The 22,431-nt window shown below is 71.1% G+C and carries 21 protein-coding genes and 2 tRNA genes; 15 read left to right on the top strand and 8 right to left on the bottom strand.

The window, feature by feature from the left end; translation table 11 throughout:
- Positions 1 to 43: 43 nt before the first annotated feature.
- The 7 genes from dnaG to ACK4HH_RS02225 all read left to right on the top strand — a co-directional run bounded on the left by dnaG (position 44) and on the right by ACK4HH_RS02225 (position 6,091).
- Positions 44 to 2,002, top strand: coding sequence for a DNA primase (gene dnaG, locus ACK4HH_RS02255; RefSeq protein ID WP_409647943.1), 1,959 nt, complete (start codon positions 44 to 46; stop codon positions 2,000 to 2,002).
- Positions 2,003 to 2,012: 10 nt separating this feature from the next.
- Complete coding sequence (locus ACK4HH_RS02250) at positions 2,013 to 2,816, top strand: ATP-binding cassette domain-containing protein (RefSeq protein ID WP_409647941.1); 804 nt, start codon at positions 2,013 to 2,015, stop codon at positions 2,814 to 2,816.
- A gap of 38 nt (positions 2,817 to 2,854) precedes the next feature.
- Entirely contained in the window at positions 2,855 to 3,904 is a 1,050-nt protein-coding gene (locus ACK4HH_RS02245) for an NAD(P)-dependent oxidoreductase (protein WP_409647939.1), read from the top strand.
- 52 nt (positions 3,905 to 3,956) lie between these two features.
- A tRNA-Asn gene (locus ACK4HH_RS02240) sits at positions 3,957 to 4,032 on the top strand.
- Positions 4,033 to 4,100: 68 nt separating this feature from the next.
- Positions 4,101 to 5,027: a sensor histidine kinase gene (locus tag ACK4HH_RS02235; RefSeq protein WP_409647937.1), complete on the top strand. Its 927-nt coding sequence runs from the start codon at positions 4,101 to 4,103 to the stop codon at positions 5,025 to 5,027.
- Between the two features lie 45 nt (positions 5,028 to 5,072).
- The gene (locus ACK4HH_RS02230; protein ID WP_409647935.1) at positions 5,073 to 5,783 is read left to right on the top strand and encodes an AzlC family ABC transporter permease; all 711 of its coding nucleotides are present in this window, start codon (positions 5,073 to 5,075) and stop codon (positions 5,781 to 5,783) included.
- Positions 5,780 to 6,091, top strand: coding sequence for an AzlD domain-containing protein (locus ACK4HH_RS02225; protein ID WP_409647933.1), 312 nt, complete (start codon positions 5,780 to 5,782; stop codon positions 6,089 to 6,091). Before ACK4HH_RS02230 ends, ACK4HH_RS02225 begins: the two co-directional genes overlap by 4 nt.
- A gap of 7 nt (positions 6,092 to 6,098) precedes the next feature.
- On the opposite strand, the gene def is transcribed toward ACK4HH_RS02225, so the two are convergent.
- Positions 6,099 to 6,665, bottom strand: coding sequence for a peptide deformylase (def, locus tag ACK4HH_RS02220; protein ID WP_409647931.1), 567 nt, complete (start codon positions 6,663 to 6,665; stop codon positions 6,099 to 6,101).
- A 40-nt stretch (positions 6,666 to 6,705) separates the two neighbouring features.
- On the opposite strand from def, the gene ACK4HH_RS02215 reads away from it, so the two are divergent.
- The 6 genes from ACK4HH_RS02215 to ACK4HH_RS02190 all read left to right on the top strand — a co-directional run bounded on the left by ACK4HH_RS02215 (position 6,706) and on the right by ACK4HH_RS02190 (position 12,651).
- Positions 6,706 to 7,623: a DMT family transporter gene (locus ACK4HH_RS02215; protein WP_409647929.1), complete on the top strand. Its 918-nt coding sequence runs from the start codon at positions 6,706 to 6,708 to the stop codon at positions 7,621 to 7,623.
- Positions 7,624 to 7,770: 147 nt separating this feature from the next.
- Positions 7,771 to 9,006: a glycosyltransferase gene (locus ACK4HH_RS02210; RefSeq protein ID WP_409647928.1), complete on the top strand. Its 1,236-nt coding sequence runs from the start codon at positions 7,771 to 7,773 to the stop codon at positions 9,004 to 9,006.
- 85 nt (positions 9,007 to 9,091) lie between these two features.
- Positions 9,092 to 9,165 (top strand) — tRNA-Ile (locus ACK4HH_RS02205).
- A 36-nt stretch (positions 9,166 to 9,201) separates the two neighbouring features.
- Positions 9,202 to 9,924 carry a hypothetical protein gene (locus ACK4HH_RS02200; protein ID WP_409647926.1) on the top strand — a complete coding sequence of 241 codons (723 nt, stop codon included), beginning with the start codon at positions 9,202 to 9,204 and terminating at the stop codon, positions 9,922 to 9,924.
- A 90-nt stretch (positions 9,925 to 10,014) separates the two neighbouring features.
- Complete coding sequence (locus tag ACK4HH_RS02195; RefSeq protein ID WP_409647924.1) at positions 10,015 to 10,851, top strand: DUF1684 domain-containing protein; 837 nt, start codon at positions 10,015 to 10,017, stop codon at positions 10,849 to 10,851.
- 177 nt (positions 10,852 to 11,028) lie between these two features.
- Positions 11,029 to 12,651: a bifunctional 3'-5' exonuclease/DNA polymerase gene (locus ACK4HH_RS02190; RefSeq protein WP_409647922.1), complete on the top strand. Its 1,623-nt coding sequence runs from the start codon at positions 11,029 to 11,031 to the stop codon at positions 12,649 to 12,651.
- A gap of 17 nt (positions 12,652 to 12,668) precedes the next feature.
- Here ACK4HH_RS02190 and ACK4HH_RS02185 read toward each other — a convergent pair whose 3' ends face one another.
- Positions 12,669 to 13,223, bottom strand: a complete 555-nt coding sequence (locus ACK4HH_RS02185) for a PadR family transcriptional regulator (RefSeq protein WP_409647920.1) — start codon at positions 13,221 to 13,223, stop codon at positions 12,669 to 12,671.
- Positions 13,224 to 13,471: 248 nt separating this feature from the next.
- Here ACK4HH_RS02185 and ACK4HH_RS02180 point away from each other — a divergent pair, with 248 nt between their 5' ends.
- Positions 13,472 to 13,999, top strand: a complete 528-nt coding sequence (locus ACK4HH_RS02180) for a DUF3145 domain-containing protein (protein WP_409647918.1) — start codon at positions 13,472 to 13,474, stop codon at positions 13,997 to 13,999.
- Positions 14,000 to 14,131: 132 nt separating this feature from the next.
- Here the strand turns inward: ACK4HH_RS02180 and ACK4HH_RS02175 are convergent, their stop codons facing one another.
- The 6 genes from ACK4HH_RS02175 to aceE form a co-directional block, all read right to left on the bottom strand.
- Positions 14,132 to 15,367 carry a beta-ketoacyl-[acyl-carrier-protein] synthase family protein gene (locus tag ACK4HH_RS02175; RefSeq protein ID WP_409647916.1) on the bottom strand — a complete coding sequence of 412 codons (1,236 nt, stop codon included), beginning with the start codon at positions 15,365 to 15,367 and terminating at the stop codon, positions 14,132 to 14,134.
- Between the two features lie 96 nt (positions 15,368 to 15,463).
- Positions 15,464 to 15,712 (bottom strand): acyl carrier protein, encoded by a 249-nt coding sequence (locus ACK4HH_RS02170; RefSeq protein ID WP_255159604.1) that lies wholly within the window; start codon positions 15,710 to 15,712, stop codon positions 15,464 to 15,466.
- Positions 15,713 to 15,801: 89 nt separating this feature from the next.
- Complete coding sequence (locus ACK4HH_RS02165) at positions 15,802 to 16,809, bottom strand: beta-ketoacyl-ACP synthase III (RefSeq protein WP_409647914.1); 1,008 nt, start codon at positions 16,807 to 16,809, stop codon at positions 15,802 to 15,804.
- On the bottom strand, positions 16,806 to 17,720 hold the full coding sequence (locus ACK4HH_RS02160; RefSeq protein WP_409647912.1) for an ACP S-malonyltransferase: 915 nt from the start codon (positions 17,718 to 17,720) through the stop codon (positions 16,806 to 16,808). The genes ACK4HH_RS02165 and ACK4HH_RS02160 overlap by 4 nt, the downstream gene beginning before the upstream one ends.
- Before the next feature lie 85 nt (positions 17,721 to 17,805).
- Positions 17,806 to 18,987: a PucR family transcriptional regulator gene (locus tag ACK4HH_RS02155; RefSeq protein ID WP_409647987.1), complete on the bottom strand. Its 1,182-nt coding sequence runs from the start codon at positions 18,985 to 18,987 to the stop codon at positions 17,806 to 17,808.
- A gap of 70 nt (positions 18,988 to 19,057) precedes the next feature.
- Positions 19,058 to 21,790: a pyruvate dehydrogenase (acetyl-transferring), homodimeric type gene (gene aceE / locus ACK4HH_RS02150; RefSeq protein WP_409647910.1), complete on the bottom strand. Its 2,733-nt coding sequence runs from the start codon at positions 21,788 to 21,790 to the stop codon at positions 19,058 to 19,060.
- A 147-nt stretch (positions 21,791 to 21,937) separates the two neighbouring features.
- On the opposite strand from aceE, the gene ACK4HH_RS02145 reads away from it, so the two are divergent.
- The gene (locus tag ACK4HH_RS02145) at positions 21,938 to 22,408 is read left to right on the top strand and encodes a peroxiredoxin (RefSeq protein ID WP_409647908.1); all 471 of its coding nucleotides are present in this window, start codon (positions 21,938 to 21,940) and stop codon (positions 22,406 to 22,408) included.
- The last annotated feature ends 23 nt before the right edge of the window (positions 22,409 to 22,431 follow it).

Here is a 22,431-nt window from a genome sequence, read left to right as displayed (position 1 = left end):
GCGCGGCGACGGCGCTCAGCACCCCGGGCCTAGAATCGCCCCTGTGGCAGGCCTGATCCGACGTAGCGACATCGACGAGGTCAGGTCGCGCACGAATCTGGCCGACATCGTCGGCGACTACGTCACGCTCAAGAGCGCGGGCGTCGGCTCGATGAAGGGCCTGTGCCCCTTCCACGACGAGCGCAGCCCCAGTTTTCACGTGCGCCCGCAGGTGGGCTTCTACCACTGCTTCGGTTGCGGCGAGGGCGGCGACGTCTTCACCTTCCTGCAGAAGATGGATCACGTCACCTTCAGCGAGGCCGTCGAGCGCCTCGCCGGCCGCCTCGGCTACACGCTGCATTACGAGGATGGCGGGCCTGCTGCCGACCAGGGCAACCGCAGCCGCCTGCTGGCCGCCAACGCGGCCGCCGAGCAGTTCTTCCGCGACCAGCTCGGCACGCCCGCCGCTGAGCCGGCGCGGCGATTCCTGGGCGAGCGCGGGTTCGACGCCATCGCCGCCGAGCGTTTCTCGATCGGCTTCGCCCCCAACTCGTACGAGGCGCTCGGCGACCACCTGCGGGGGCTCGGCTTCACGGCAGAAGAACTGCTCGCCTCGGGCCTGCAGGGCCAGGGTGATCGCAAGCCCTACGACCGGTTCCGCGGCCGTCTGATCTGGCCGATCAAAGACGTCACCGGGCAGACGCTCGGCTTCGGCGCCCGCAAGCTGCTCGAGACCGACCAGGGGCCCAAGTACCTCAACACCCCCGAGACGCCCGTCTACAGCAAGTCGAAGGTGCTCTACGGGCTCGATCTCGCCAAGCGCGACATCGCGCGCGGCAAGCAGGTCGTCGTCGTCGAGGGCTACACCGACGTCATGGCGTGCCACCTCGCGGGCATCACGACGGCGGTGGCCACGTGCGGCACGGCCTTCGGCAGCGACCACATCACGATCATCCGGCGCGTCATGGGCGACGTCGACAACCGCGACTCCCACGGGCTCGGCGAGGTCGTGTTCACCTTTGACCCCGACGAAGCAGGGCAGAAGGCCGCGAGCCGCGCGTTCGCCGACGAGCAGCGCTTCGCGGCGCAGACCTATGTCGCCGTCGCCCCCGACGGCCTCGACCCCTGCGACCTGCGCCTGCAGCGTGGCGACGACGCCGTGCGTCTGCTCATCCAGGGTCGCAAGCCCATGTACGAGTTCATGGTGCGGCGGCAGCTCGACGTCTACGACCTCGAGACGGTCGAGGGCCGCGTCGCGGCGCTGCGCGCGACCGCACCGATCGTCGCGGGCATTCGCGACGAGTCGCTCTCGGTGGGCTACACCCGCACGCTCGCGGGGTGGATCGGCATGGATCCGACCGAGGTCGCGCAGGCCGTGCGAGCGGCGCGCCGCGCTCCGGCGCGCCCTGCCCCGAGCCGAGCGCCCGCGTCGAACGCTGCGCCGGGGCAGGGCTCCGCAGCGGGGCAGAGCGAGCCGGGCGCGGCGCAATCGGCGGCGCGCATCCCGGTCGGCGATGCGCACGCGGCCATGGCCGAGGCCGTCGTGCCGACGATCGGCATCGCCCAGCTGCCCAACGATCCCGTCACGCGCCTCGAGCGCGAGCTGCTCATGGCGCTGCTGCAGCACCCCGACGAGATCCCGCTCGAGACCGCGCGGCGCGCGCTGCACACGACCTTCAGCCAGCCTGCGCTCGCGACCGTGCGCGACGCGCTGCTCGCGGCGATCGACGCCTACGGGTCGAGCGAGTGGGCGCGCCGGGTGGCTGAGGAGTCGCCGCAGGCCTTCAGCCCGCTCGTGACCCAGCTCGCGATCGCCCCGCTGCCGATTCGCGAGGGCTTCGCGGCCGAGTACTGCCGCGGCGTGACGACCTCGCTCATCGAGCGCGACCTGCTGCGGCGCAAGACCGAGCTGCTCGGCGCGCTGCAGCGCACGGATGCGGAGGCCGAGCCCGACCGCCACCGAGCCCTGCAGCGCGAGCTCGTCGAGCTCGAGGCCGAACGCCGCCGCGTGCGCGGAGACTAGGATCGCTCGCGTGACCGAACCCGCTGTGCGCGCCCGCGACCTGACCCTTCGGTACCGCACGGGGCTCGGTCGTCGCCCGGTTGCCGCGATCACGGGGCTCAGCCTCGACATCGCCCCGGGCGAGACGCTCGCCGTCATCGGCGACGCGGGCAGCGGCAAGAGCACGCTCGCGCGTGCCATCGCGGGCTACACCTCGCGCAGTGTCGATCGTGGCGTCGAGATCGTGGGCGGTTCGCTCGAGGTGCTCGGTATCGACGTGCGTCGACTGCACCGCCACGGCGACGACGAGCTCGCGCTGCGCGTGGGCTACGTGCCGCAAGACGCGGGCACGGTGCTCGACCCGCACCTCACGGTCGGCGAGAACGTGGCCGTGCCGCTCTTTCAGCGCGACAAGGCCTTAGCCAAGAAGCGCGCCGGCGGCATCGTCGCCGAGTCGATCGACGCGATGCACCTGACGCTCGCGACGATCCCGAAGTACCCGCACGAGCTCAGCCGCGGACAGCGCCAGCGCGTCGCGATCGCCCGGGCGCTCGTGCTCGATCCCGATCTGCTGGTCGCCGACGAGGCGACCGCGGGCATCGACGCCACGGTGCGCGGCACGATCCTGAGCCACCTCGCCGAAGTGCAGCGCCGCCGAGGCTTCGCGGCCTTCATCGTCAGCAGCGAGATCGGCGAGGTGCGTCGGCTCTCGCGCCGGCTCGCGGTGCTGCACCGCGGCACGATCGTGGGCATGGGCGGCATCGACGAGGTGCTCGACGACCCCTCGCACCCCTATGTGCACCGACTGGCGCAGCTCGCGCGAGCGCGTGTGTGACGCGCTGCCCGTTTCGATCGTGAGAAGAGAGGTGCCCCGTGACCACGAGTGATCGCATGGTCGCCTCGGCGACGTTCGCCGCCGACGCCGCGTTCCTGCTGACCGATCAGCATCGCGACCCGCTCGCGGGGCAGGGCCGGGTTCCCGCACGGCCGCCGCAACTTGGTCCGATCGCCGTGCTGCCGCACGCCTCGGCGTTCTTCACCGAGGCGGTCATCGCCGGTGGGGCCGAGATCGGCGAGCTTTCGCCCGAGACCCGGGGGCTCGTGTGGTTGAGCGAGCAGCGCGCTGACGAGCTCGACGAGATTCTGCAGACCCATCCGGGCATCGGCTGGGTGCAGCTGCCGTGGGCCGGCGTCGACGGCTTCGCGACGGTGCTCGCGCGCTTCGCTGACGGCTCTGGGCCGCTCTTCACGAGCGCGAAGGGCGCCTACTCCGAGCCGGTGGCCGAGCACGCCGTGGCGCTCACCCAGGCGGTGCTGCGCGAACTCGCCCCCAAGGCCCGCGTCGACCGCTGGGCCCCCGTGCGCACAGGCCTGTCGCTCTACGGCCGCCACGTCGTCATCGTCGGCGCGGGCGGAATCGCGACCGAGATCATCCGGCTGCTGCAGCCGTATCGCGTGCGCATCACGGTCGTGCGGCGCTCTGCGGGATCGATGCCCGGTGCCGATCGCACCGTGACCACCCGCGAGCTGCACGCGGTGCTGCCCGAGGCCGAGGTGCTCATCCTCGCCGCCGCCGCGACCGACGAGACCCGCGCCCTCATCGCAGCGCGCGAGTTGGCGCTGCTGCCGCCCACCGCGGCGCTCGTCAACATCGCCCGGGGGTCGCTCGTCGATCAGGATGCTCTCGCCGAGGCGCTGCGCGAGAAGCGCCTGCTCGGCGCGGGGCTCGATGTGACGACTCCCGAGCCGCTGCCCGCCGAGCACGCCCTGTGGTCGCAGGCCCGCTGCCTCATCACCTCGCACTCCGCCGACACTCCCGAGATGACGGCGCCGCTGCTCGCCCGCCGCATCACCGAGAACGTGCGGGCCTTTCTGGGCGACCGCCGCTTCGTCGGCATCGTCGACCCGGCCTCGGGGTACTGAGCGCACAACGCACCTCTGCGATTCTGCTAGATTGGCAGGGCTGTTTCAGCGATCCTCGATAGCTCAATTGGCAGAGCAGCCGGCTGTTAACCGGCAGGTTCTTGGTTCGAGTCCAAGTCGGGGAGCCACGTCTCCTCATTCGCGCACCACAGCATCCTCGTGGTGCGGCACCGACTCCCGTTCGAAGGGGCCCGCGATGCTCGCCACGACTCCTCTCGACGCGGTGACCGCTGACGCGACGATGCTCGTGATGGTGCTCGCCGCATCCACCGCTCTGCTGCTCGTGCTCGGCATCGTGCTGCTCGTGGCCTGGCTGCGCGCGCGCGGTCGTGCCCGCCGCACGGCGTTCGACCGTGCCGCCGCCGAGCGCCAGCGCATCGACCTCGAGCTCGGCCTCGCCGAGCAGACCGGGCGGCTGCGCATCATCCGCGAGGCGCACGAGGTCTCGGTGATCGCCCTCACGGGCATCATCAGCCAGGCCGACGGCGCGCGCTACGCCGCGAGCGCCGATGCCTCGGCCGCCGCGCGGGCCGCGGAGTCGATCGGCGAGGCCGCCCGCACCACGCTGGGCGACCTGCGGCGCGTGATCGGTCTCGCGAGCGAGGGCGAGGCGAGCGCCGCACCGCAGCCTCGCCTCACCTCAACGAGCGAGCTCTTCGACGCGATGCGCGAGAGCGGCCTCGAGGTCGTGTTCGACGAGTCGGGCGAGCCCTTCGAGCTGCAGCCCGGCGCCGAGCTCGCGATCTACCGCATTCTGCAAGAGGCGCTCGCGAACGCGCTCGGCTACGGGGGCGCCGGCACTGAGGCGCGGATCAGCTTCACGTGGGGCACTGAGGGGCTGCACGTCAAGGTCGACGACGATGGAATCCGCGCCTCGGCCCGGCGCGAGGGCCTCGACCCGAACGATGCGAGCGCGGTCGGCTACACGATCGACGACGACCTCAAGGCGCTCACCGACGAGCCGAGCGGACGCGGCATCCACGAGATGCGGTCGCGCGCCGAGCTCTACGGCGGGATCCTCACCGCCTCGACCGTTCCCGGAGTCGGCTTCTCGCTCTCGGTCGTCTTCCCCGCGCTCCGCTTCCACAACGGCGTGCACGGGGTGCGGCTCGACCGCTCGTGAGCACCCGCCACGAGCGCGACTCGGTGGTTCGCGGTCGCGCCGTCGATGACTGACGCGGCGCTGCGTCAGGCGGCCTGGCGCGCATCCCTCGCCGTCGGTCTCGCGGTCTCGGCCTACGGCATCTCGTTCGGAGCCCTCGCGGTCGCCTCGGGGCTCGAGATCTGGCAGGCCTGCGTGCTGAGCCTCGTCATGTTCTCGGGCGGCTCGCAGTTCGCGCTCATCGGCGTGCTCGCCTCGGGAGGAGCCGCCGCGGGCCCCGCCGCGATCGCCGGGGCGACCCTGCTCGGTCTGCGCAACGGCCTCTACGCCATCCGGGTGTCGCCCATCATCGGCCCCGGGTGGGCCAAGCGACTGCTCGCCGGCCACCTGACGATCGACGAGTCGACGGCGGTCGCCACAGCGCAGCCCACCCTCGAGAGCCAGCGCATCGGCTTCTGGGCGACGGGCGCGATCATCTACGTCGGCTGGAACCTCATGACGCTCGTCGGCGCCATCCTGGGCGACCTGCTCGGCGACGTGCGGCAGTTCGGTCTGGATGCGGCCGCGGGCGCGGCCTTCCTCGGCCTCGTCTGGCCCCGCCTGACAGCCCTCCAGCCCGTGGCCGTCGCGGTCGGATCTGCCGTCGTCGCCGCGGTGCTGCTGCCCGCCCTGCCGCAGGGCGTGCCCGTGCTCGTGGCAGCCCTCGTCGCCGTCGTGGTCGGGGTGCCGAACCTGCTCGGGCGCCGGCCGGCGCGGGGGGAGGGGGAGGCTGCGTGACCGTCTGGCAGATCATCCTGCTCGCGTCGATCCTCGTGCTCGGCATCAAGCTGCTCGGCTACCTCGTGCCGCCGCGCGTGCTCGAGACCCCGACCGCGGCGCGCACCGCCGAGCTCACGACCGTGGCGCTGCTCTCAGCGCTCATCGTCGTGCAGACGATCGGGGCCGGCCAGGGCATCATCATCGACGCCCGACTGCCGGCGCTGCTGGTCGCCGCCGGGCTCTTCGCCCTGCGTGTGCCCTTCATCGTTGTGATCATCGCGGCGGCGGCCACGGCGGCCGGGCTGCGGGCGCTCGGCTGGGGCTAGCGCACGCTCAGTCTTCGAGGTGGTCGCGGCCGGGCAGCCAGGTCTGGCCGGCCGATCCCCACGAGCGCTTGCGAATCGCCTTGGCGGCGGCCCGGTCGTACGGATGCGTCAGCCGGTCGACGTAGAGCACGCCGTCGAGGTGGTCGTACTCGTGCTGGAAGATGCGCGCCAGCCACCCGGTCGCATCGATCTCGAAGGGCTCTCCGTCGAGGTCGATGGCGCGCAGCAGTGCACGCTCCGACCGCAGCAGCGGGAACCGCTCGCCGGGCACCGAGAGGCAGCCCTCCGAGTCGCCCTCCTCGTCGGCGTCGCCGACGGGTGCAGGACTCACGAGCAGCTCGGGGTTGATCGCGACACCGCGCCAGCGCACGGCGTCGTCGTCGGTCCAGTCGAAGATGAAGAGTCGCGCATCCACCCCCACCTGTGGGGCGGCGAGGCCCACCCCGGGCGCCGCCTCCATCGTGGCGAACATGTCGGCGACGAGGGCACGCAGCGCGTCGTCGATCACCTCGACCTCTGCGGCGACGGAGTGGAGCACCGGTTCGCCGGTGATGCAGATCGGAAGCGCGGCCATTCATCCAGAATATCGGCGGCCTGCGGGGTAGATTGACCGGGTGCCGCCCGAGCTGAGTGACCTGACCGAGCAGATCACCCTCACCCCCTACCAGTCGATCGGCATCCCGATCGCGCTCATCGGGGCTGTCTTCCTCTCGCTCGGGGCCCAGTTCCAGCACCGCGGCGTGACGCGCGTCGAAGAGACGCACGGCAACGGCGACAAGGCCGGTCTCAGCATGCGGCAGCTCATGCACCTGCTCGCGCGACCCTCGTGGGTGGTCGGCACCCTCATGCTCGGCCTGGCGATCCTGTTCCAGCTCACGAGTCTCGGGTTCGCGCCGCTCATCGTGGTGCAGCCGCTCGGGGTCGTGGCGCTCGTGATGACCGCGGTGCTCAACGCGCGCGTCTCGAAGATCAAGCTCGACCGCCACGCCGTGCGCGCGATCGCGATGTGCGTGAGCGGCGTGGGCATCTTCGTGGCGATCGCCGCCGTCTACGCGATCGAGAACGAGATCACCGAGGTGCAGCTGCTCATCGTGCTCGGCATCCTCGGCCTCGTGCTCGCGGCCTTCGGCGTCGCCTTCGCGTTCGCGCGCCGCAGCGTCGGTGCCATGTTCTACATCGTCGGTGCCGGGGTGCTCTTCGGCTTCGTGGCGACGCTGGCGAAGGTCGTCATCAACCGCATCCTCAACAACAACTTCGAGTGGCTGACGGTGCTCGCCATTGTCGCGCTGCTCGCCTCGGCGGCGCTCGGCAGCTACTTCGTTCAGACCGCCTACTCGGTCGGCAGCCCTGATCTCGTCATCGCGGGCCTCACCGTGGTCGATCCCCTCGTCGCCGTGCTCATCGGTGTCGTCGTCCTCGGCGAAGCCGCGCTGATCCCGCCCGCCTTCGCGATCGTCGCGGTCGTCGCCGGGGCTGTCGCCATCCTCGGCGTGCTGCAGCTCGCCAAGCACCACCCGCAGACCCATCGCTGAGGCGGCGCCGATGCGGGGGTTCTCCCTCCCGCGCGGTCGGCGCCTCCTGCGGTAGCGTAGGACGACGGTTCTCCTCTTGTCCCCGGCGCTCGCTCGCGTTCGCGTTCGAGCGGCGCCCACCACCGAGAAGCAAGGATCACCACCACTGTGCCTGACGCTCCGCATGACGGCGGCTCTGCGAACCGCCCCCTCCGCGTTCTGATCGGCGGCGACACCTTCGGCCCCGACGTCAACGGTGCCGCGAAGTTCGCCGAGCGCCTCGCCGCCGGACTCGTCGAGCGCGGCCACGAGGTGCACATCGTCGCACCCGGCGCCGAAGGCGGTCCCAACGTGACGCGCACCGAGGTGCACGAGGACCAGCCGATGACCGTGCACCGCCTGCGTTCGTGGCGCTGGTACCCGCACCCGTGGCTGCGCTACGCGCTGCCGTGGCGCATCGAGCAGAACGCCGCGCGCATCCTCGACACCGTCAAGCCCGATGTGGTGCACTTCCAGTCGCACATCGTCGTCGGGCGCGGCCTCGCGCGCGAGGCCGTCAAGCGCGGCATCCGCGTCATCGGCACGAACCACTTCATGCCCGAGAACGGCCTGCAGTTCACCCCCTTCGTCGGAGCCTTGCGCGAGCCCGCCATCCGCGCCGCGTGGAAGGCGGCTGGTCGCACCTTCGGGCTCGCCGAAGCGGTGACGACCCCGACGCGCAAAGCGGCCGACTACCTCGAGAAGTACACCGAGCTCACCGAGGTGCACCCCATCAGCTGCGGCCTGCACATCGACCACTACACGCCCAACCTCGCCCCGCGCACCGAGAACGTCGTGCTGTTCCTCGGCCGAGTCGAGGCCGAGAAGCACATCGAAGAGCTGCTGCGCGCGGCGGCCAAGCTCGATCCCGCGCTCGACGTCAAGGTCGAGATCATCGGCGACGGCGAGCAGCGCCCCGCGCTCGAGAAGCTCGCCGCGCAGCTCGGCATCTCGCACCGCGTGCACTTCGCCGGCCACGCGCCCGAGGCGTACCTGCGTCAACAGCTGACCCGGGCATCCGTCTTCGCGATGCCCTCGCGCGCCGAGCTGCAGTCGATCGCGACGATGGAGGCGATGGCCTCGGGTCTTCCCGTGATCGGGGCGAACGCGATGGCACTGCCGCACCTCATTCACGACGGCGAGAACGGGTTTCTCTACGAGCCGGGCGACGTCGACCAGTTCGCTGCGCTGCTCACGAAGGTGTTCACGATGCCGCACGACGAGCTGCTCGAGCTCAAGCGCGAGAGCCTGCGCATCGTGCAGGGGCACGACATCAATCGCACGCTCGACACCTTCGAGGCGCTCTACCGCGGCGAGCCCGTCGTCGACCCGGTCGCCGACGACGTCGATACCGTCGCTCCCTGACGCGGATGCGCGCTCCCGCCGCCGCTCCCTGATCCGCTCGGGCGCGCTCGGTAGAGTGGGGCTGCGCCGCGAGTCAGCGGTGCGCGGGGCGGTAGCTCAGCTGGTCAGAGCAGTGGACTCATAATCCATCGGTCACGGGTTCAAGTCCCGTCCGCCCTACCGATCCGGCATGGCACCGCATCGAAGGGAGCCCGCATGACGACCACCCCCGTCAGCATCGCCGCTCGAGCGCGAACGGTCGACCTGACCGTCGCGGCCGCGCATCTCGTCGTCGCCCTCGCGCACGTCACGGTCGCGATCGGCGGCGCGTCGATCGTGCTGCCCGTCGCGCTCTCGCTGTCCGGTGCCGCCCCGGCAGCCTTCGCAGGGGTCGACCTGGCCGCCGCGGCGGCCGTCGTGCTGCTCTGCTCGGTCGCCGCGCGCGTCGCCGCGGCCGTGTCGCCCGAGCGGCGCACCGGCATCCGCGCCCTTGAGCTCTCGCAGGTCTCGGGCATCAGCCTCTTCCTCGTCGCGCAGCTCAACGGCGTCGCCGAGGCCGGCGCGCTCATCCTCTGCTACGCCATCGCCGCCGCCGCGATCGGCGTTCTGTGGGTACAGGGAAGTGCGCCGATCGAGCAGCGACGCTCGGCCTGGCCGTACAGCGCGGGCGCCGCGATCGCGATCGTGCCCTGGGGTGTCGTCGCGCTGTACCAGGTGGTCGGCCTCGCGGTCGGGGTGCCCCCGGCACTGATCGTGCGGGTGCTCACGATCGTGCTGCTCGTGCTCGCGGCGGCGCTCTGGTGGATCGAGCGCCGGTGGCAGCTCGGCCTGATCACCGACCCGCGGGCCGAGCTGCTGCGCACGGCGGTGACGCTCGGCACCGGCATCGCCCTGCTCGTGCTCGCCGTCGGCCTCGCGCGCCCCTCGGCGCTGCTCTAGCGGCTCGCCGGGCGCGGTGCCGGGCATCCCCTCGGGGAATCGCCGGGCTCGCGACCGGGTTGCACCGACCAGACCGACAGGATGGACACCATGACCGACACCGCCCCCGCCGCCCCCGTGACGCCCGCTGAGCGCTACGCCGTGTTCCGCGAGCGGCGCGCCCTCGCCGCCGTGCAGCCGCAGGGTCCCCTCGCCCTCACCAACACGCAGTGGATCGCGGAGGAGCAGACGGTGTGGGGAGTGCCCGGACGCTGGGCCCCCGCGCCCGCCGGAACGAGCGGACTGCTCGTGACCGCTGAGGCGGAGGCGGGCATCCACGTCGACGGCGCGCTCGTCGACGGCACAGTGCTCGTGCGCGGCAAAGACGACCCGAAACCCTCGGCGATCGTGTTCGACGAGCACACGACGGGCTTCGTGATCGCGGGCGACGACGGCCTCTACGCCCTGCGGGTCTGGGATGCCCAGAGCGAGGGAATTCAGAACTTCGGCGGTATCGACGCTTTCGAGTACGCACCCGAGTGGGTCGTGACGGGCACGTTCCGCGAGATCGAGGGCGGCACGGTCGTCGGCTTCGAGCACCTGAAAGACGACGGCAAGACGCGCGGTGAGGTGGTGCCGGGCGAGATCCGCTTCACGCACGACGGGGTCGAGTACGACATCGCGGCTTTCAAGTCGGGTCGCGCGCTGCAGCTCGTCTTCGCCGACGCGACGAACGGCGACGACACCTACAGCGTCGGCCGGTTCCTGTTCCTCGCGCCGAATCCCGATGGCACCATCACGCTCGACTTCAACACCGCCATCCTGCCGCCCTGCGCCTTCAGCTACGCCTTCAACTGCCCGCTGCCGCCGAAGCAGAACCGTTTCCCGTTCCGCGTCGAGGCGGGCGAGAAGAACGTGCTCGCGGCCGACGGCTCGCTGCTGCACTAGCGCGGCCCGCCCGCCGGCCCCCGCGCCCCCGCGCGTCTCCACAATTCAGGAGTGGCACCCACGAGGCATGCCGCTTCGGCACTCGTTGCGGCGTGTCGGCCGCCCCTGCGCGCGGCGACTCCTGAATTGTGGAGGCCGCCGGCGGGCGGTGTCGCCGCGCAGCGGCAGACTGGGGGCGTGCACATCGTCGTCGACCGCCGCCCCGAGGGGGTCGTGCTCATCGACGACGCGGGCGGCGAGACCCTCGTGCCCGAAGCGGGGCTCGCCGCGGCCGTCGCCGAGCGCGAGGCGGAGCATCCGCGCTGGGTGTGGACCGACACCGCGCAGTCGTACCCGCCGCTGCTCGCCGCGGGCGTGCGCGTCGAACGCTGCCACGACCTGCGACTGGTCGACCAGATCCTCGCGGGGATCGAGGGGCGGCCGCCGCGCCTGCAGTGGGGCCGCGCGCCCCAAGCGGCCCGCCCCGACACCCTCTTCGACCTCGATGGGGCGATGGATGCGTCGCCCACGATCACCGCGCCCCGCGCCTGGCAGCAGCAGCGCGCCGCCATCGCGGCCCACGCCGACCCCGCGAGACTCGCCCTGCTCGCCGCGGCCGAGTCTGCCGGAGCCCTCGCCGCCGCCGAGATGCAGCACACCGGCCTGCCATGGAGCGCCGCCGCGCACGACGCCCTGCTGACCAAGACGCTCGGCCCGCGCCCGGCAGCCGGCCGGCGTCCCGCCCGCCTCGACGAGCTCGCCGCGCAGGTCGAGACGCTGCTCGGCGTCGGCCCGGTGCCGATCGACTCGCCGCCCGAGCTCGTCAAGGCGCTGCGGCGCGCCGGGCTCGAGGTCGCCTCGACGCGCTCGGCCGAGCTGAAGCGGCTCGAGCACCCGGCGATCGCACCGCTGCTGGAATACAAGACCCTCAGCCGCCTGCACACGGCGAACGGCTGGAACTGGCTCGACGAGTGGGTGCGCGACGGCCGGTTCCGTCCGACCTTCGTACCGGGGGGCGTCGTAACGGGGCGCTGGGCGTCAGACGGCGGGGGAGCGCTGCAGTTGCCGAAGCAGGTGCGCGCGGCGGTGCAGGCCGACGACGGGTGGGCGCTCGTCGTGGCCGATGCGGCGCAGCTCGAACCCCGCATCCTCGCAGCGCTCTCGGGCGACGCCGCGATGGCCCGCGCCGGGGCGGGAGTCGACCTGTACGCGGGCATCGTCGTGAGCGGGGCGGTCGTTTCGCGCGAGCACGCCAAGGTCGGGATGCTCGGCGCCATGTACGGCGGCACGACGGGGGTGAGCGCGCAGGTGCTGCCGCGCCTGGCCCGATCGTTCCCGCAGGCGATCGGCTACGTCGAGGCCGCGGCGCGCGCGGGGGAGCGCGGCGAGCGCGTCTCGACGCGACTGGGACGCACATCGCCCGCGCCGTCCGCGGCCTGGCGCGAGCACCAGGGAGCCGCGAGCTCCGAGGGCGCTGACGAAGCGGCCGGTCGTGCCGCGCGCTCTGCGGCTCGCTCGTGGGGGCGGTTCACGCGCAATTTCGTGGTGCAGGGCACCGCCGCGGAGTGGGCCCTGGCGTGGATGGCGGGCGTGCGCCGACGCCTGTGGACGCCGGACTCCGTCGCGCTCGAGGCCCAGCCCCACCTCGTCTTCTTCGTGCACGACGAGCTGATCGTGCACAGCCCGCTCGATCGCGTCGCCGAGGTCGAGCACGTGCTGCGCGAGGCAGCGGCCGATGCCGGTCGCATCGTGTTCGGGTCGTCACCGGTCAGCTTTCCGGTGTCGGTCGCCGCGGTGCAGCGGTACAGCGACGCGAAGTAGCTCTCGGCCCCGGGCTGTCAGACGGGTGGATGCACGGCTTCGGCCGCCCGCCGCCCTCGGCGCCGCCGATCGGTGCGCAGGGCCCACGGCTCGACCTCGGGCAGCGAATCGAGCCACGCGAGCGCCGAGGCCTGCAGCAGGCGCGCCGCATGCTGCGCGGCCGCCTGTGCGGCCCCGCCCGTCGGGTCGGCGACCTCGTCGCTCGCCCCGCGCCGCGGCGCCCACAGTCGCCGGTAGTTGCGCACGAGCACCTCGACGTGGTCACCCGGCAGCGAGAGCGCGAGCAGCACGCGCTCGACCATCTCGTGCCAGTCGGCCAGGTCGGGTTCGGTCAGGTGCATGCGCGCTTCGATGGCTCCCGCGTCGGTGAGCCCGTAGAGGGGCAGGTTGTCGGGGGTGCTGCCGGCGTCTTCGATGAGTCCGTCGCGGCGCAGTCGGTCGAGGGTGGAGTAGACCTGACCCACGTTGAGGGGAGCGTCGCGGCGCGTGCGCTCCACCACTTCGGCGTGCAGCTGGTAGCCGTAGGCGGGGCCGAGGGTCAAGACAGCGAGGAGCGAGTGACGCAGGGTCATGCCTCAACACTATTCGGCGTATGCATGCGCAGTGACTATCGATCCACAATTCACCTGATCGTCATGCAGCGGGCGTCGGCTGGGGCGGGGAGGGAGCACGAATCACAGCACTGTGATTCCAGCCTTGTGATTCCGCAGGGTCCTGCGTCATACTGCTAGCAGACGGGCAACCGTTCCAAGTGAATACACCACGCACTCCGTGCACCAGGTCGATGGGGAAGTCGCACCTGAACGAAACGGAGTGAACTGTGGAAAACAACACCGCGGTCGCGAACACTGTCGCGACAGCCCGCGGAGTGCTCTACGTGCACTCCGCTCCTCGTGCGCTCTGCCCGCATATCGAGTGGGCTGCCGGTCGCGCGATCGATCGTGCCGTCAACTTCGACTGGATCGACCAGCCCGTGCTCAAGGGCACCCAGCGTGCCGAGTTCGTCTGGGAGGGCGAGCGGGGCACGGGCGCGAAGATCGCGAGCGCGCTGCGCGGCTGGGAGCACTTGCGCTTCGAGGTGACCGAAGACGCCGGGCTCGGCACGGATGGCGGGCGCTGGATGCACACCCCCGATCTCGGCATCTTCTACGCCCAGACCGACACCGCGGGCAACACCGTGATCCCCGAAGACCGCATCCGCTACGCGATCGAGGTCGCCGGGTCGAACACGCTCGAGCTGCACCGCGAGCTGCGCCTGGCCCTGGGGCAGGCGTGGGACGACGAACTCGAGCCGTTCCGGCATGCCGGCGACGGTGCGCGCGTGGTCTGGCTGCACCGCGCGGGCTGAGCCCCGCATCCCACCGCACCCCGCCCTTCTCCACAATTCAGGAGTCGACGGCGCTCAGAGGCGTGAATGAGCCCTGCGACAGCGTGTCGCGGGGCTCTTCGTGTCAGGACTCCTGAATTGTGGAGACGCGTTCTAGTCGACGGTGCGGAAGGCGACGACCGAGTTGTGGCCGCCGAAGCCGAACGAGTTCGAGATCGCGAGCAGCGGGCCGTCGCCGAGCGGCCGCGGCGCGGTGACGACGTCGAGCGGGATCGCCTCGTCTTGGTTGTCGAGGTTGATCGTCGGCGGTGCCGTGCGCTCGTGCAGTGCGAGGATCGTGAAGACCGCCTCGAGCGCGCCCGTGCCGCCCAGCAGGTGGCCGGTCGACGCCTTCGTGGCCGACACCGGGATGCTCGTCACCCGCTCGCCGAAGACGCGGTAGAGCGCGTTGTACTCGGCGATGTCGCCGACCGGGGTCGAGGTCGCGTGCGCGTTGATGTGCGAGACGTCGTCGGGTGTCGCGCCGGCCTGGGCGAGCGCGGCGAGCACGGCGCGCGCGGCACCCGAGCCCTCGGGGTCAGGAGCCGTGATGTGGTACGAGTCGCTCGTCACCGACCCACCCGCGAGCTCGGCGTAGATGCGGGCGCCGCGCGCGAGCGCGTGCTCTTTGGTCTCGAGCACGATCGCCGCTGCGCCCTCGCCGAGCACGAAGCCGTCGCGGTCGACGTCGTAGGGGCGCGAGGCGGCGGCGGGGTCGTCATTGCGCTTCGAGAGCGCCTGCATCGAGGCGAAGGCGGCGATGGGCAGGGGATGCACGACCGCTTCGGTGCCGCCGGCGACGACGATGTCGGCCAGACCCTGCTGCAAGTGCTCGTAGGCGTTGGCGATGGCCTCGGTGCCCGAGGCGCAGGCCGAGACGACCGTGCGAGCGCCCGCGCGAGCGCCCAGGCCCATGCTGATCGCGGCCGCGGCGGCGTTGGGCATGAGCATGGGGATCGTCATGGGGAGCACCCGGCGCGGGCCCTTCTCCTTCAGCACATCCCAGGCGTCGAGCAGGGTCCAGAGGCCGCCGATGCCCGTCGCGTAGTCGACGAGGATGCGCTCGGGGGCGACGTCGGGAGAGCCGGCGTCGGCCCAGGCCTCGCGGGCCGCGATCAGGGCGAACTGGGCCGAGGGGTCGAGGCGCTTGATCTCTTGACGCTCGAGAACCTCGTCGGGCCGCACCTTGGCCTCGGCGGCGAAGGTGACCGGAAGGTCGTGCTCGGCGACCCAGTCGTGGGTGAGCGTGCGCGTGCCGGACTCGCCCCGCAGCAGGGCGTCCCAGCTCTCGCGAGCGGTTCCGCCGATGGGCGAGGTGGCACCGATTCCGGTGACGACGATGGTGGTCATAACGTCAACTCTCTGCAGGGGTGATGGTTCGACCGCTCAGCGCCGGGACCGATCGGACGATCGGCCCCGGCCGCTGCGCGGCATCGTGCGGCGGCTCTAGGCCGCGGCGTTCACGATGAAGGTGACGGCGTCGCCGACGGTGGTGAGGTTCTTGACCTCGTCGTCGGGGATCTTCACGTCGAACTTCTCCTCGGCGTTGACGACGATCGTCATCATCGAGATCGAGTCGATGTCGAGGTCGTCGGTGAACGACTTGTCGAGCGCGACCGAGTCGGTGGCGATGCCCGTCTCGTCGTTGATGAGCTCGGCGAGGCCGGCGAGAACTTCTTCGGTGGACAGTGCCATGTGTTTTCTCCTTGGGGTGTCGTATGACCGCCTCCAATCCTAGAGCGGCGGTGCGCCGCGCGGGGGGAGGCCACGAGGGAACGGGCGGTCTAGGGCAGGCGCACCACCTGGGCGCCGAAGACGAGGCCGGCGCCGAAGCCGATCTGCAGCGCGAGCCCACCGCTGAGCTCGGGGTGTTCCTCGAGCAGACGGTGCGTGGCCAGCGGGATCGACGCTGCCGAGGTATTGCCCGTCGTCGCGATGTCGCGCGCGATGACGACGCTCTCGGGCAGCTTCAGCTGCTTCGCGAACTCGTCGATGATGCGCATGTTCGCCTGGTGCGGGATGAACGCCGCGAGCTGGTCCGAGGTGATCCCCGCGGCATCCAGGGCCTGCTGCGCCACCTTCGCCATCTCCCACACGGCCCAGCGGAAGACGGTCTGGCCCTCCTGGCGAAGGGTGGGGAATCCGCCCTCGGGGTCGTCGAAAGCTTCTTTGAGCGGGCGGTCCATGCCCACCGCGTCCCACTTCGACCCGTCAGAGCCCCAGACCGTCGCGGCGATGCCCGGCGTGTCGCTCGGGCCGACGATCGCCGCGCCAGCACCGTCGCCGAGAAGGAACGAGATCGTGCGGTCGGTGGGGTTGGCGAAGTCGCTGAGCTTCTCGGCCCCGACCACGAGCACGAAGGTCGCGAGGCCCGCACGCACGAAGGCGTCGGCCTGGGCGATGCCGTACGTGTACCCCGCGCAGGCCGCCGAGACGTCGTAGGCGGGCGCGGGCGTGGCGCCGATGCGGTCGGCGAGCAGGGCGGCGAGCGACGGCGTCTGCACGCTGTTGCTGATGGTCGACACGATGACCGCGCCGATCTGGTCGGCCGAGATGCCCGCCTTGGCGATCGCCTCGCGAGAGGCGGCCTCGGCGAGGTCGATCGCGTACACCTCGCTCGAGGCACGCTTGCGCGTGATGACGCCCGTGCGCTGTCGGATCCACTCGTCGCTCGAGTCGATCGGCCCGGCGATGTCGTCGTTCGTCACGGTCAGGTCGCCGCGGGCGGCGCCGACCGCGTAGATGCGCGTGTAGGGAACGCCGATGGACTGGTGCAGCGTGGGCTCGGTCATGCGTTCTCCAGAAGGTCGATGGCGGCCGCGAGGTCGTCGGGGGTCTTGACGGCCACGGTCGGCACGCCCTTCAGTGCACGTTTGGCGAGGCCGACGAGAGCGCCAGCAGGCAGCAGCTCGATCACGCCGGTCACGCCGTTGGCCGCAAACGACTGCATGCAGAGGTCCCATCGAACGGGCGATGAGACCTGGCCGACGAGCAGGTCGACGGCGGTGGCCCCCGCGGTCACGACCGACCCGTCACGGTTCGTGTATAGCCGGATGCTCGGATCCTGGGCCGCGACGCCCGCGACGGCGCTGCGCAGCCGCTCGACCGCCGGGCTCATGTACTGCGTGTGGAACGCGCCAGCGACCTGCAGCGGAATGACCCGGGAGCCGGCCACGGGCTCGGCCGCGAGCGCCGCGAGCGCGGGTAGCTCGCCGGCGACGACGGTCTGCCCGCCGCCGTTCATGTTGGCAGGCGAGAGGCCGAGTTCGGCGAGCCGAGCCGCGAGGGCCTGCTCGTCGCCGCCCAGCACCGCGCTCATGCCGGTGGGCACCGCGGCGGCCGCATCGGCCATTGCGAGGCCGCGCTCGCGCACGAGCCGCAGGGCGTCGTCGTCGCTCAGCACGCCCGCAATGGCGGCGGCGGCGAACTCGCCGACCGAGTGCCCGGCGACAGCGCCGACCCGCTCGCGACGGCCCTCGAGCAGCGCGGCCGCGCTCAGCAGCGAGGCGGCGACGATGAGAGGCTGGGCGATGGCCGTGTCGCGGATGGTGTCAGCGTCTGACACCGTGCCGTGCGCGACGAGGTCGATGCCCGCGGCCTCGGAGTAGCGCTCGAGGCGCTCGCGATGCGCGGGGTCGGCGATCCACGGCTCGAGAAAGCCGGGGGACTGCGACCCCTGGCCGGGTGCGACGACGACGATCATGGATTTCATCCTCCCAAGGGGCGGTGCGGGGTGGCGGTAGGGATGTCGTGCACAAACGTACAACGACCTTGTCGTGGTTCTACAGTCAGCGGCGCGCGCTGCTCTCGGGCTCGGCAATCGAGCCGACGATGAGGGCGCACTGCAGAATGAGCGCTTCGCGCGCCCCGGTGGCGTCCCACCCGATGACCTCGCTGATGCGCTTGAGGCGGTAGCGAACGGTGTTCGGGTGCACGAAGAGCTCGCGCGCAGTCGCCTCGAGGCTGCGCCCGTTGTCGAGGTAGGCCCACAGGGTGAGCAGCAGTTCGGGGTTGTGCGCCTTGAGGGGGCGGTAGATGCGGTTGATGAGCGTGCCGCGCGCGATGGGGTCGCCCGCGAGCGAGCGCTCGGGCAGCAGGTCGTCGGCGAGGGTCGGGCGCGGGGCGTTGCGCCACGACCGTGCGACGGCGAACCCGGCGAGGGCGGCCTTGGCGCTCTTGCCCGCCTCGACGACGTCGGGCACCTCAGGGCCGAGCACGAGGTTGCCGGCGCCGAAGCTCGGCTCAAGTGCCTCGGCGATCTGCGGGAAGGTGTGGCTGGGCTCGGGCTGCGGCGACTCGTCGTCGGTGCGCGGGGTCGCGCGGCCGATGACGACCACGAGCCTGTTGCCCTGCACGCCGATGAGCACATCGGCGTCGACGTGGCGCGCCGTGCGGCGGATCTGATCGACGTCGACGATGCGCGGGGTCGTTCCCACGAGCACGCAGACCTCGCCGTGGCCGTTCCACCCGAGCGCGGCGATGCGGCTTGGCAGCTCGTTGTCGTACTCGCCGCTGAGGATGCTGTCGACGACGAGGGCCTCGAGCCGGGCATCCCACAGCCCCCGTGCCTCGGCGGCGCGCGCGTAGACGTCGGCCGCCGCGAAGGCGATCTCGCGGCTGTAGAGCAGGATGCCGTGCCGCAGGTTCTCGTCGCGGTCTTTCACGCGGTCTTCGACCACCTCGACGACGACGCGGATGAGCTGCAGTGTCTGCTGCAGGCTCACCGAGCGCAGCAGCTCGCGCGGAGCGGCGCCGAACACGTCGGCGGCGATCCATGGCTGCGAGGTGGGGTCGTCGTACCAGCTGATGAACGAGGTGATGCCGGCCTGCGCCACGAGTCCGACGGCCGACCGGCGGCTCGGCGGCATCGTGCTGTACCAGGGCAGCGTGTCGTCGAGCCTCTTGAGCGTCGCTGTCGCCAGCTCGCCCGAGATGTTGCGCAGCCATTGCAGCGTCTGCGCCTTCGTCAGCTCTGCCACCGTGCTCCTTCGATACGGCGAGGGAGCCCGCACCGAGCGGTGCGCGCCCCCTCGGCCGGTGCTAGGACTCTCCGCCCGCCGAGCCGGTGGTGCCGGCCGTCACGTCGTAGAGGCGGTACTTCTCGATCGCGGCGGGCACCGCGCTGGGGTCGACGGCGCCACGGCGCGCGAGCTGCTGCAGCGTGCGCACCACGATCGACGGGCCGTCGATCGTGAAGAACCGCCGGGCCGCGGGCCGAGTGTCGCTGAAGCCGAAGCCGTCGGCGCCGAGCGTCGCGTAGTCGCCGGGCACGAAGGGCCTGATCTGGTCGGGCACTGCGTGCATGAAGTCGGTCACGCCGATGAACGGCCCCTCGGCACCCTGCAGCTTGCGGGTCACGTAGGGCACCTTCGGCTCTTCTGACGGGCGCAAGAAGTTGTGCTCGTCGACGGCGAGGCCGTCGCGACGCAGCTCGTTCCACGAGGTGACGCTCCACACATCGGCCGAGACGTTCCAGTCGTCGGCCAGCAGCTGCTGCGCCTCGAGCGCCCACGGCACCGCGACACCCGACGAGAGGATCTGGGCCTTCGGGCCCACCGCCGTGCCGGGCTTGAGCAGGTAGATGCCCCGCAGCAGGCCCTCGACATCGAGGTTCTCGGGCTCGGCGGGCTGCACCTGCGGCTCGTTGTAGACCGTGATGTAGTACATGACATTGGGGTCAGGATGCGCCCCTCCGTACATGCGCTCGAGTCCGGCGCGCATGATGTGCCCGATCTCGTAGCCGAAGGCCGGGTCGTATGTCACGACTGCCGGGTTCGTGCTGGCGAGCAGCGGCGAGTGGCCGTCGGCGTGCTGCAGGCCCTCGCCCGTGAGCGTCGTGCGGCCCGCGGTCGCGCCGATGATGAACCCGCGCGTCATCTGGTCGCCCGCGGCCCAGAACGCGTCGCCCGTGCGCTGGAACCCGAACATCGAGTAGAAGACATACACGGGGATGAGCGGCTCGCCGTGGGTCGCGTAGCTCGTGCCCACCGCGGTGAACGCCGCGACGGCGCCCGCCTCGTTGATGCCCGTGTGGATGATCTGGCCCTGCGGGCTCTCTTTGTAAGCGAGCAGCAGCTCCCGGTCGACGCTCGTGTAGTGCTGGCCGTTCGGGTTGTAGATCTTCGACGTCGGGAAGTAGGCGTCCATTCCGAAGGTGCGCGCCTCATCCGGGATGATCGGCACGATGCGGTGCCCGAAGTCCTTCGAGCGCAGCAGGTCTTTCAGCAGGCGCGCGAAGGCCATCGTCGTGGCGACCTCCTGCTTGCCCGAACCCTTCTTCGCGATCTCGTAGGTCGCCGACTCGGGCAGCGAGACCTGCGTGTACTTCGAGCGGCGCTCGGGCACGTAGCCGCCGAGCTCGCGCCGACGCTCCTGCAGGTACTGAATCGCGGGATCGTTCTCGCCCGGGTGGTAGTAGGGCGGCTGGTACGGATCGGCCTCGAGCTGGGCATCCGTGATCGGGATGCGCATCTCGTCGCGGAACTGCTTGAGGTTGTCGAGCGTGAGCTTCTTCATCTGGTGGGTCGCGTTGCGGCCCTCGAAGCTCGGGCCCAGGCCGTAGCCCTTGACGGTCTTCGCGAGGATGACCGTCGGCTGGCCCGTGTGCTCGCTCGCGGCCTTGAACGCGGCGTACACCTTGCGGTAGTCGTGACCGCCGCGCTTGAGGCCCCAGATCTGATCGTCGGTGTAGTCGGCGACCATCGCGGCGGTGCGCGGGTCGCGCCCGAAGAAGTGCTCGCGAATGAAGGCGCCCGACTCGGCCTTGTAGGTCTGGTAGTCGCCGTCGGGGGTGCGGTTCATGAGGTCGCGCAGCGCGCCGTCGTGGTCTTGCTCGAGCAGCGAGTCCCACTCGCGGCCCCAGATGACCTTGATGACGTTCCAGCCCGCGCCGCGGAAGAAGCTCTCGAGCTCCTGGATGATCTTGCCGTTGCCGCGCACGGGGCCGTCGAGGCGCTGCAGGTTGCAGTTGATGACGAAGTTGAGGTTGTCGAGACCATCGTTCGCGGCGAGCTGCAGGGCGCCGCGGCTCTCGACCTCGTCCATCTCGCCATCGCCGAGGAACGCCCAGACCTGGCTGTCATCGGCCTGCGCGATACCCCGGTTGCTCACGTACTTGTTGAGCTGGGCCTGGTAGATCGCGTTGATCGGGCCGAGGCCCATCGACACGGTCGGGAACTGCCAGAAGTCGGGCATGAGCCGCGGGTGCGGGTAGCTCGAGAGCCCCCCGCCCGCGCCTGCGTGCGACTTCTCTTGCCGGAACCCGTCGAGCTGGGCGGGGCTCAGGCGCCCCTCGAGGTAGGCGCGCGCGTACATGCCGGGGGAGGCGTGGCCCTGGTAGAAGATCTGGTCGCCGCCCGTGGGGTGGTCGGCGCCGCGAAAGAAGTGGTTGTGGCCGACCTCGTAGAGCGCGGCGCTCGAGGCATAGGTCGAGATGTGGCCGCCGACGGCGATGCCGGGGCGCTGCGCGCGGTGCACCGTGATCGCGGCGTTCCAGCGGATCCAGGCGCGGTAGCGGCGCTCGATCTCTTCATCGCCGGGGAACGCGGGCTCGTTCTCGGGGGCGATGGTGTTGAGGTAGTCGGTGGTCGGCACCATCGGCACCCCGAGGTGCAGCTCTTTCGAGCGCTTGAGCAGGCTCAGCATGATGTCGCGCCCGCGCTCGGCGCCCCGCTCGTGAACGACCGCGTCGAGCGACGCGTTCCATTCGGCGGTCTCCTCCGGATCGGAGTCGACATGGCTGACCGAGTACGGATCCTGGTCGTTGACCGTCACCCTTGACCTCTTCCTGGTGGTAGACAGAGTGTGTCGGCACGAACGCCCGCGCCGGGTCACGGCGCCGAGCATCGCACGAGCGCTGTCGAGTCTAGTCACCCGCTCCGCACCGCTCGGTGCGAGCCCCATGAGCGCCAGGAGCCGCCCGTGCCGCAGCCCGCCCCTCCCGCCGTCGGCAGCGTCGCGCCCGACTTCACGCTGCGTGATCAGTTCGGCCAGTCGGTGACCCTGAGCAGCTTTCGCGGCGGTTCTGCGGTTGCCATCGTCTTCTTCCCGCTCGCCTTCACCGGAACCTGCACGGGCGAGCTGTGCGAGCTGCGCGACAACCTCGCGATGTTCCGCGCCGCGGGCGTGCGGCTCGTGGGCATCTCCGTCGATTCGACGGCAACCCTGCGCGAGTTCGCCGAGCGCGAGAGCTACGACTTCACCCTGCTGGCCGACTTCTGGCCCCACGGCGAGGTGGCCCGTCGCTACGGCGCCTTCATCGACGAGAAGGGCTTCGCCACGCGGTTGACCGTGCTGGTGGATGCGCAGGGCGTCGTGCGCGCATCCTTCGTCGTCCCACCGGGCGAAGCACGGCCGCTCGCCGCCTATCGCGAGGCGATCGCCGCGCTCTGAAGCGGCGGCGGCGGGTAGCCTGA

Source organism: Microcella sp., from assembly GCF_046296455.1.
GTDB lineage: Bacteria > Actinomycetota > Actinomycetes > Actinomycetales > Microbacteriaceae > Microcella.
The sequence above is the reverse complement of the archived record's forward strand: the minus strand, read 5'-3'. Positions and strand labels throughout refer to the sequence as shown.

What these genes read in the sequence shown, in the direction of transcription:
- ACK4HH_RS02235 (WP_409647937.1), top strand. Translation starts at nt 4,101, where the DNA reads ATGCTCGCCACGACTCCTCTCGACGCGGTGACCGCTGACGCGACGATG.
- ACK4HH_RS02230 (WP_409647935.1), top strand. Translation starts at nt 5,073, where the DNA reads ATGACTGACGCGGCGCTGCGTCAGGCGGCCTGGCGCGCATCCCTCGCC.
- def (WP_409647931.1), bottom strand. Translation starts at nt 6,665, where the DNA reads ATGGCCGCGCTTCCGATCTGCATCACCGGCGAACCGGTGCTCCACTCC.
- ACK4HH_RS02200 (WP_409647926.1), top strand. Translation starts at nt 9,202, where the DNA reads ATGACGACCACCCCCGTCAGCATCGCCGCTCGAGCGCGAACGGTCGAC.
- ACK4HH_RS02195 (WP_409647924.1), top strand. Translation starts at nt 10,015, where the DNA reads ATGACCGACACCGCCCCCGCCGCCCCCGTGACGCCCGCTGAGCGCTAC.
- ACK4HH_RS02185 (WP_409647920.1), bottom strand. Translation starts at nt 13,223, where the DNA reads ATGACCCTGCGTCACTCGCTCCTCGCTGTCTTGACCCTCGGCCCCGCC.
- ACK4HH_RS02175 (WP_409647916.1), bottom strand. Translation starts at nt 15,367, where the DNA reads ATGACCACCATCGTCGTCACCGGAATCGGTGCCACCTCGCCCATCGGC.
- ACK4HH_RS02170 (WP_255159604.1), bottom strand. Translation starts at nt 15,712, where the DNA reads ATGGCACTGTCCACCGAAGAAGTTCTCGCCGGCCTCGCCGAGCTCATC.
- ACK4HH_RS02165 (WP_409647914.1), bottom strand. Translation starts at nt 16,809, where the DNA reads ATGACCGAGCCCACGCTGCACCAGTCCATCGGCGTTCCCTACACGCGC.
- ACK4HH_RS02160 (WP_409647912.1), bottom strand. Translation starts at nt 17,720, where the DNA reads ATGATCGTCGTCGTCGCACCCGGCCAGGGGTCGCAGTCCCCCGGCTTT.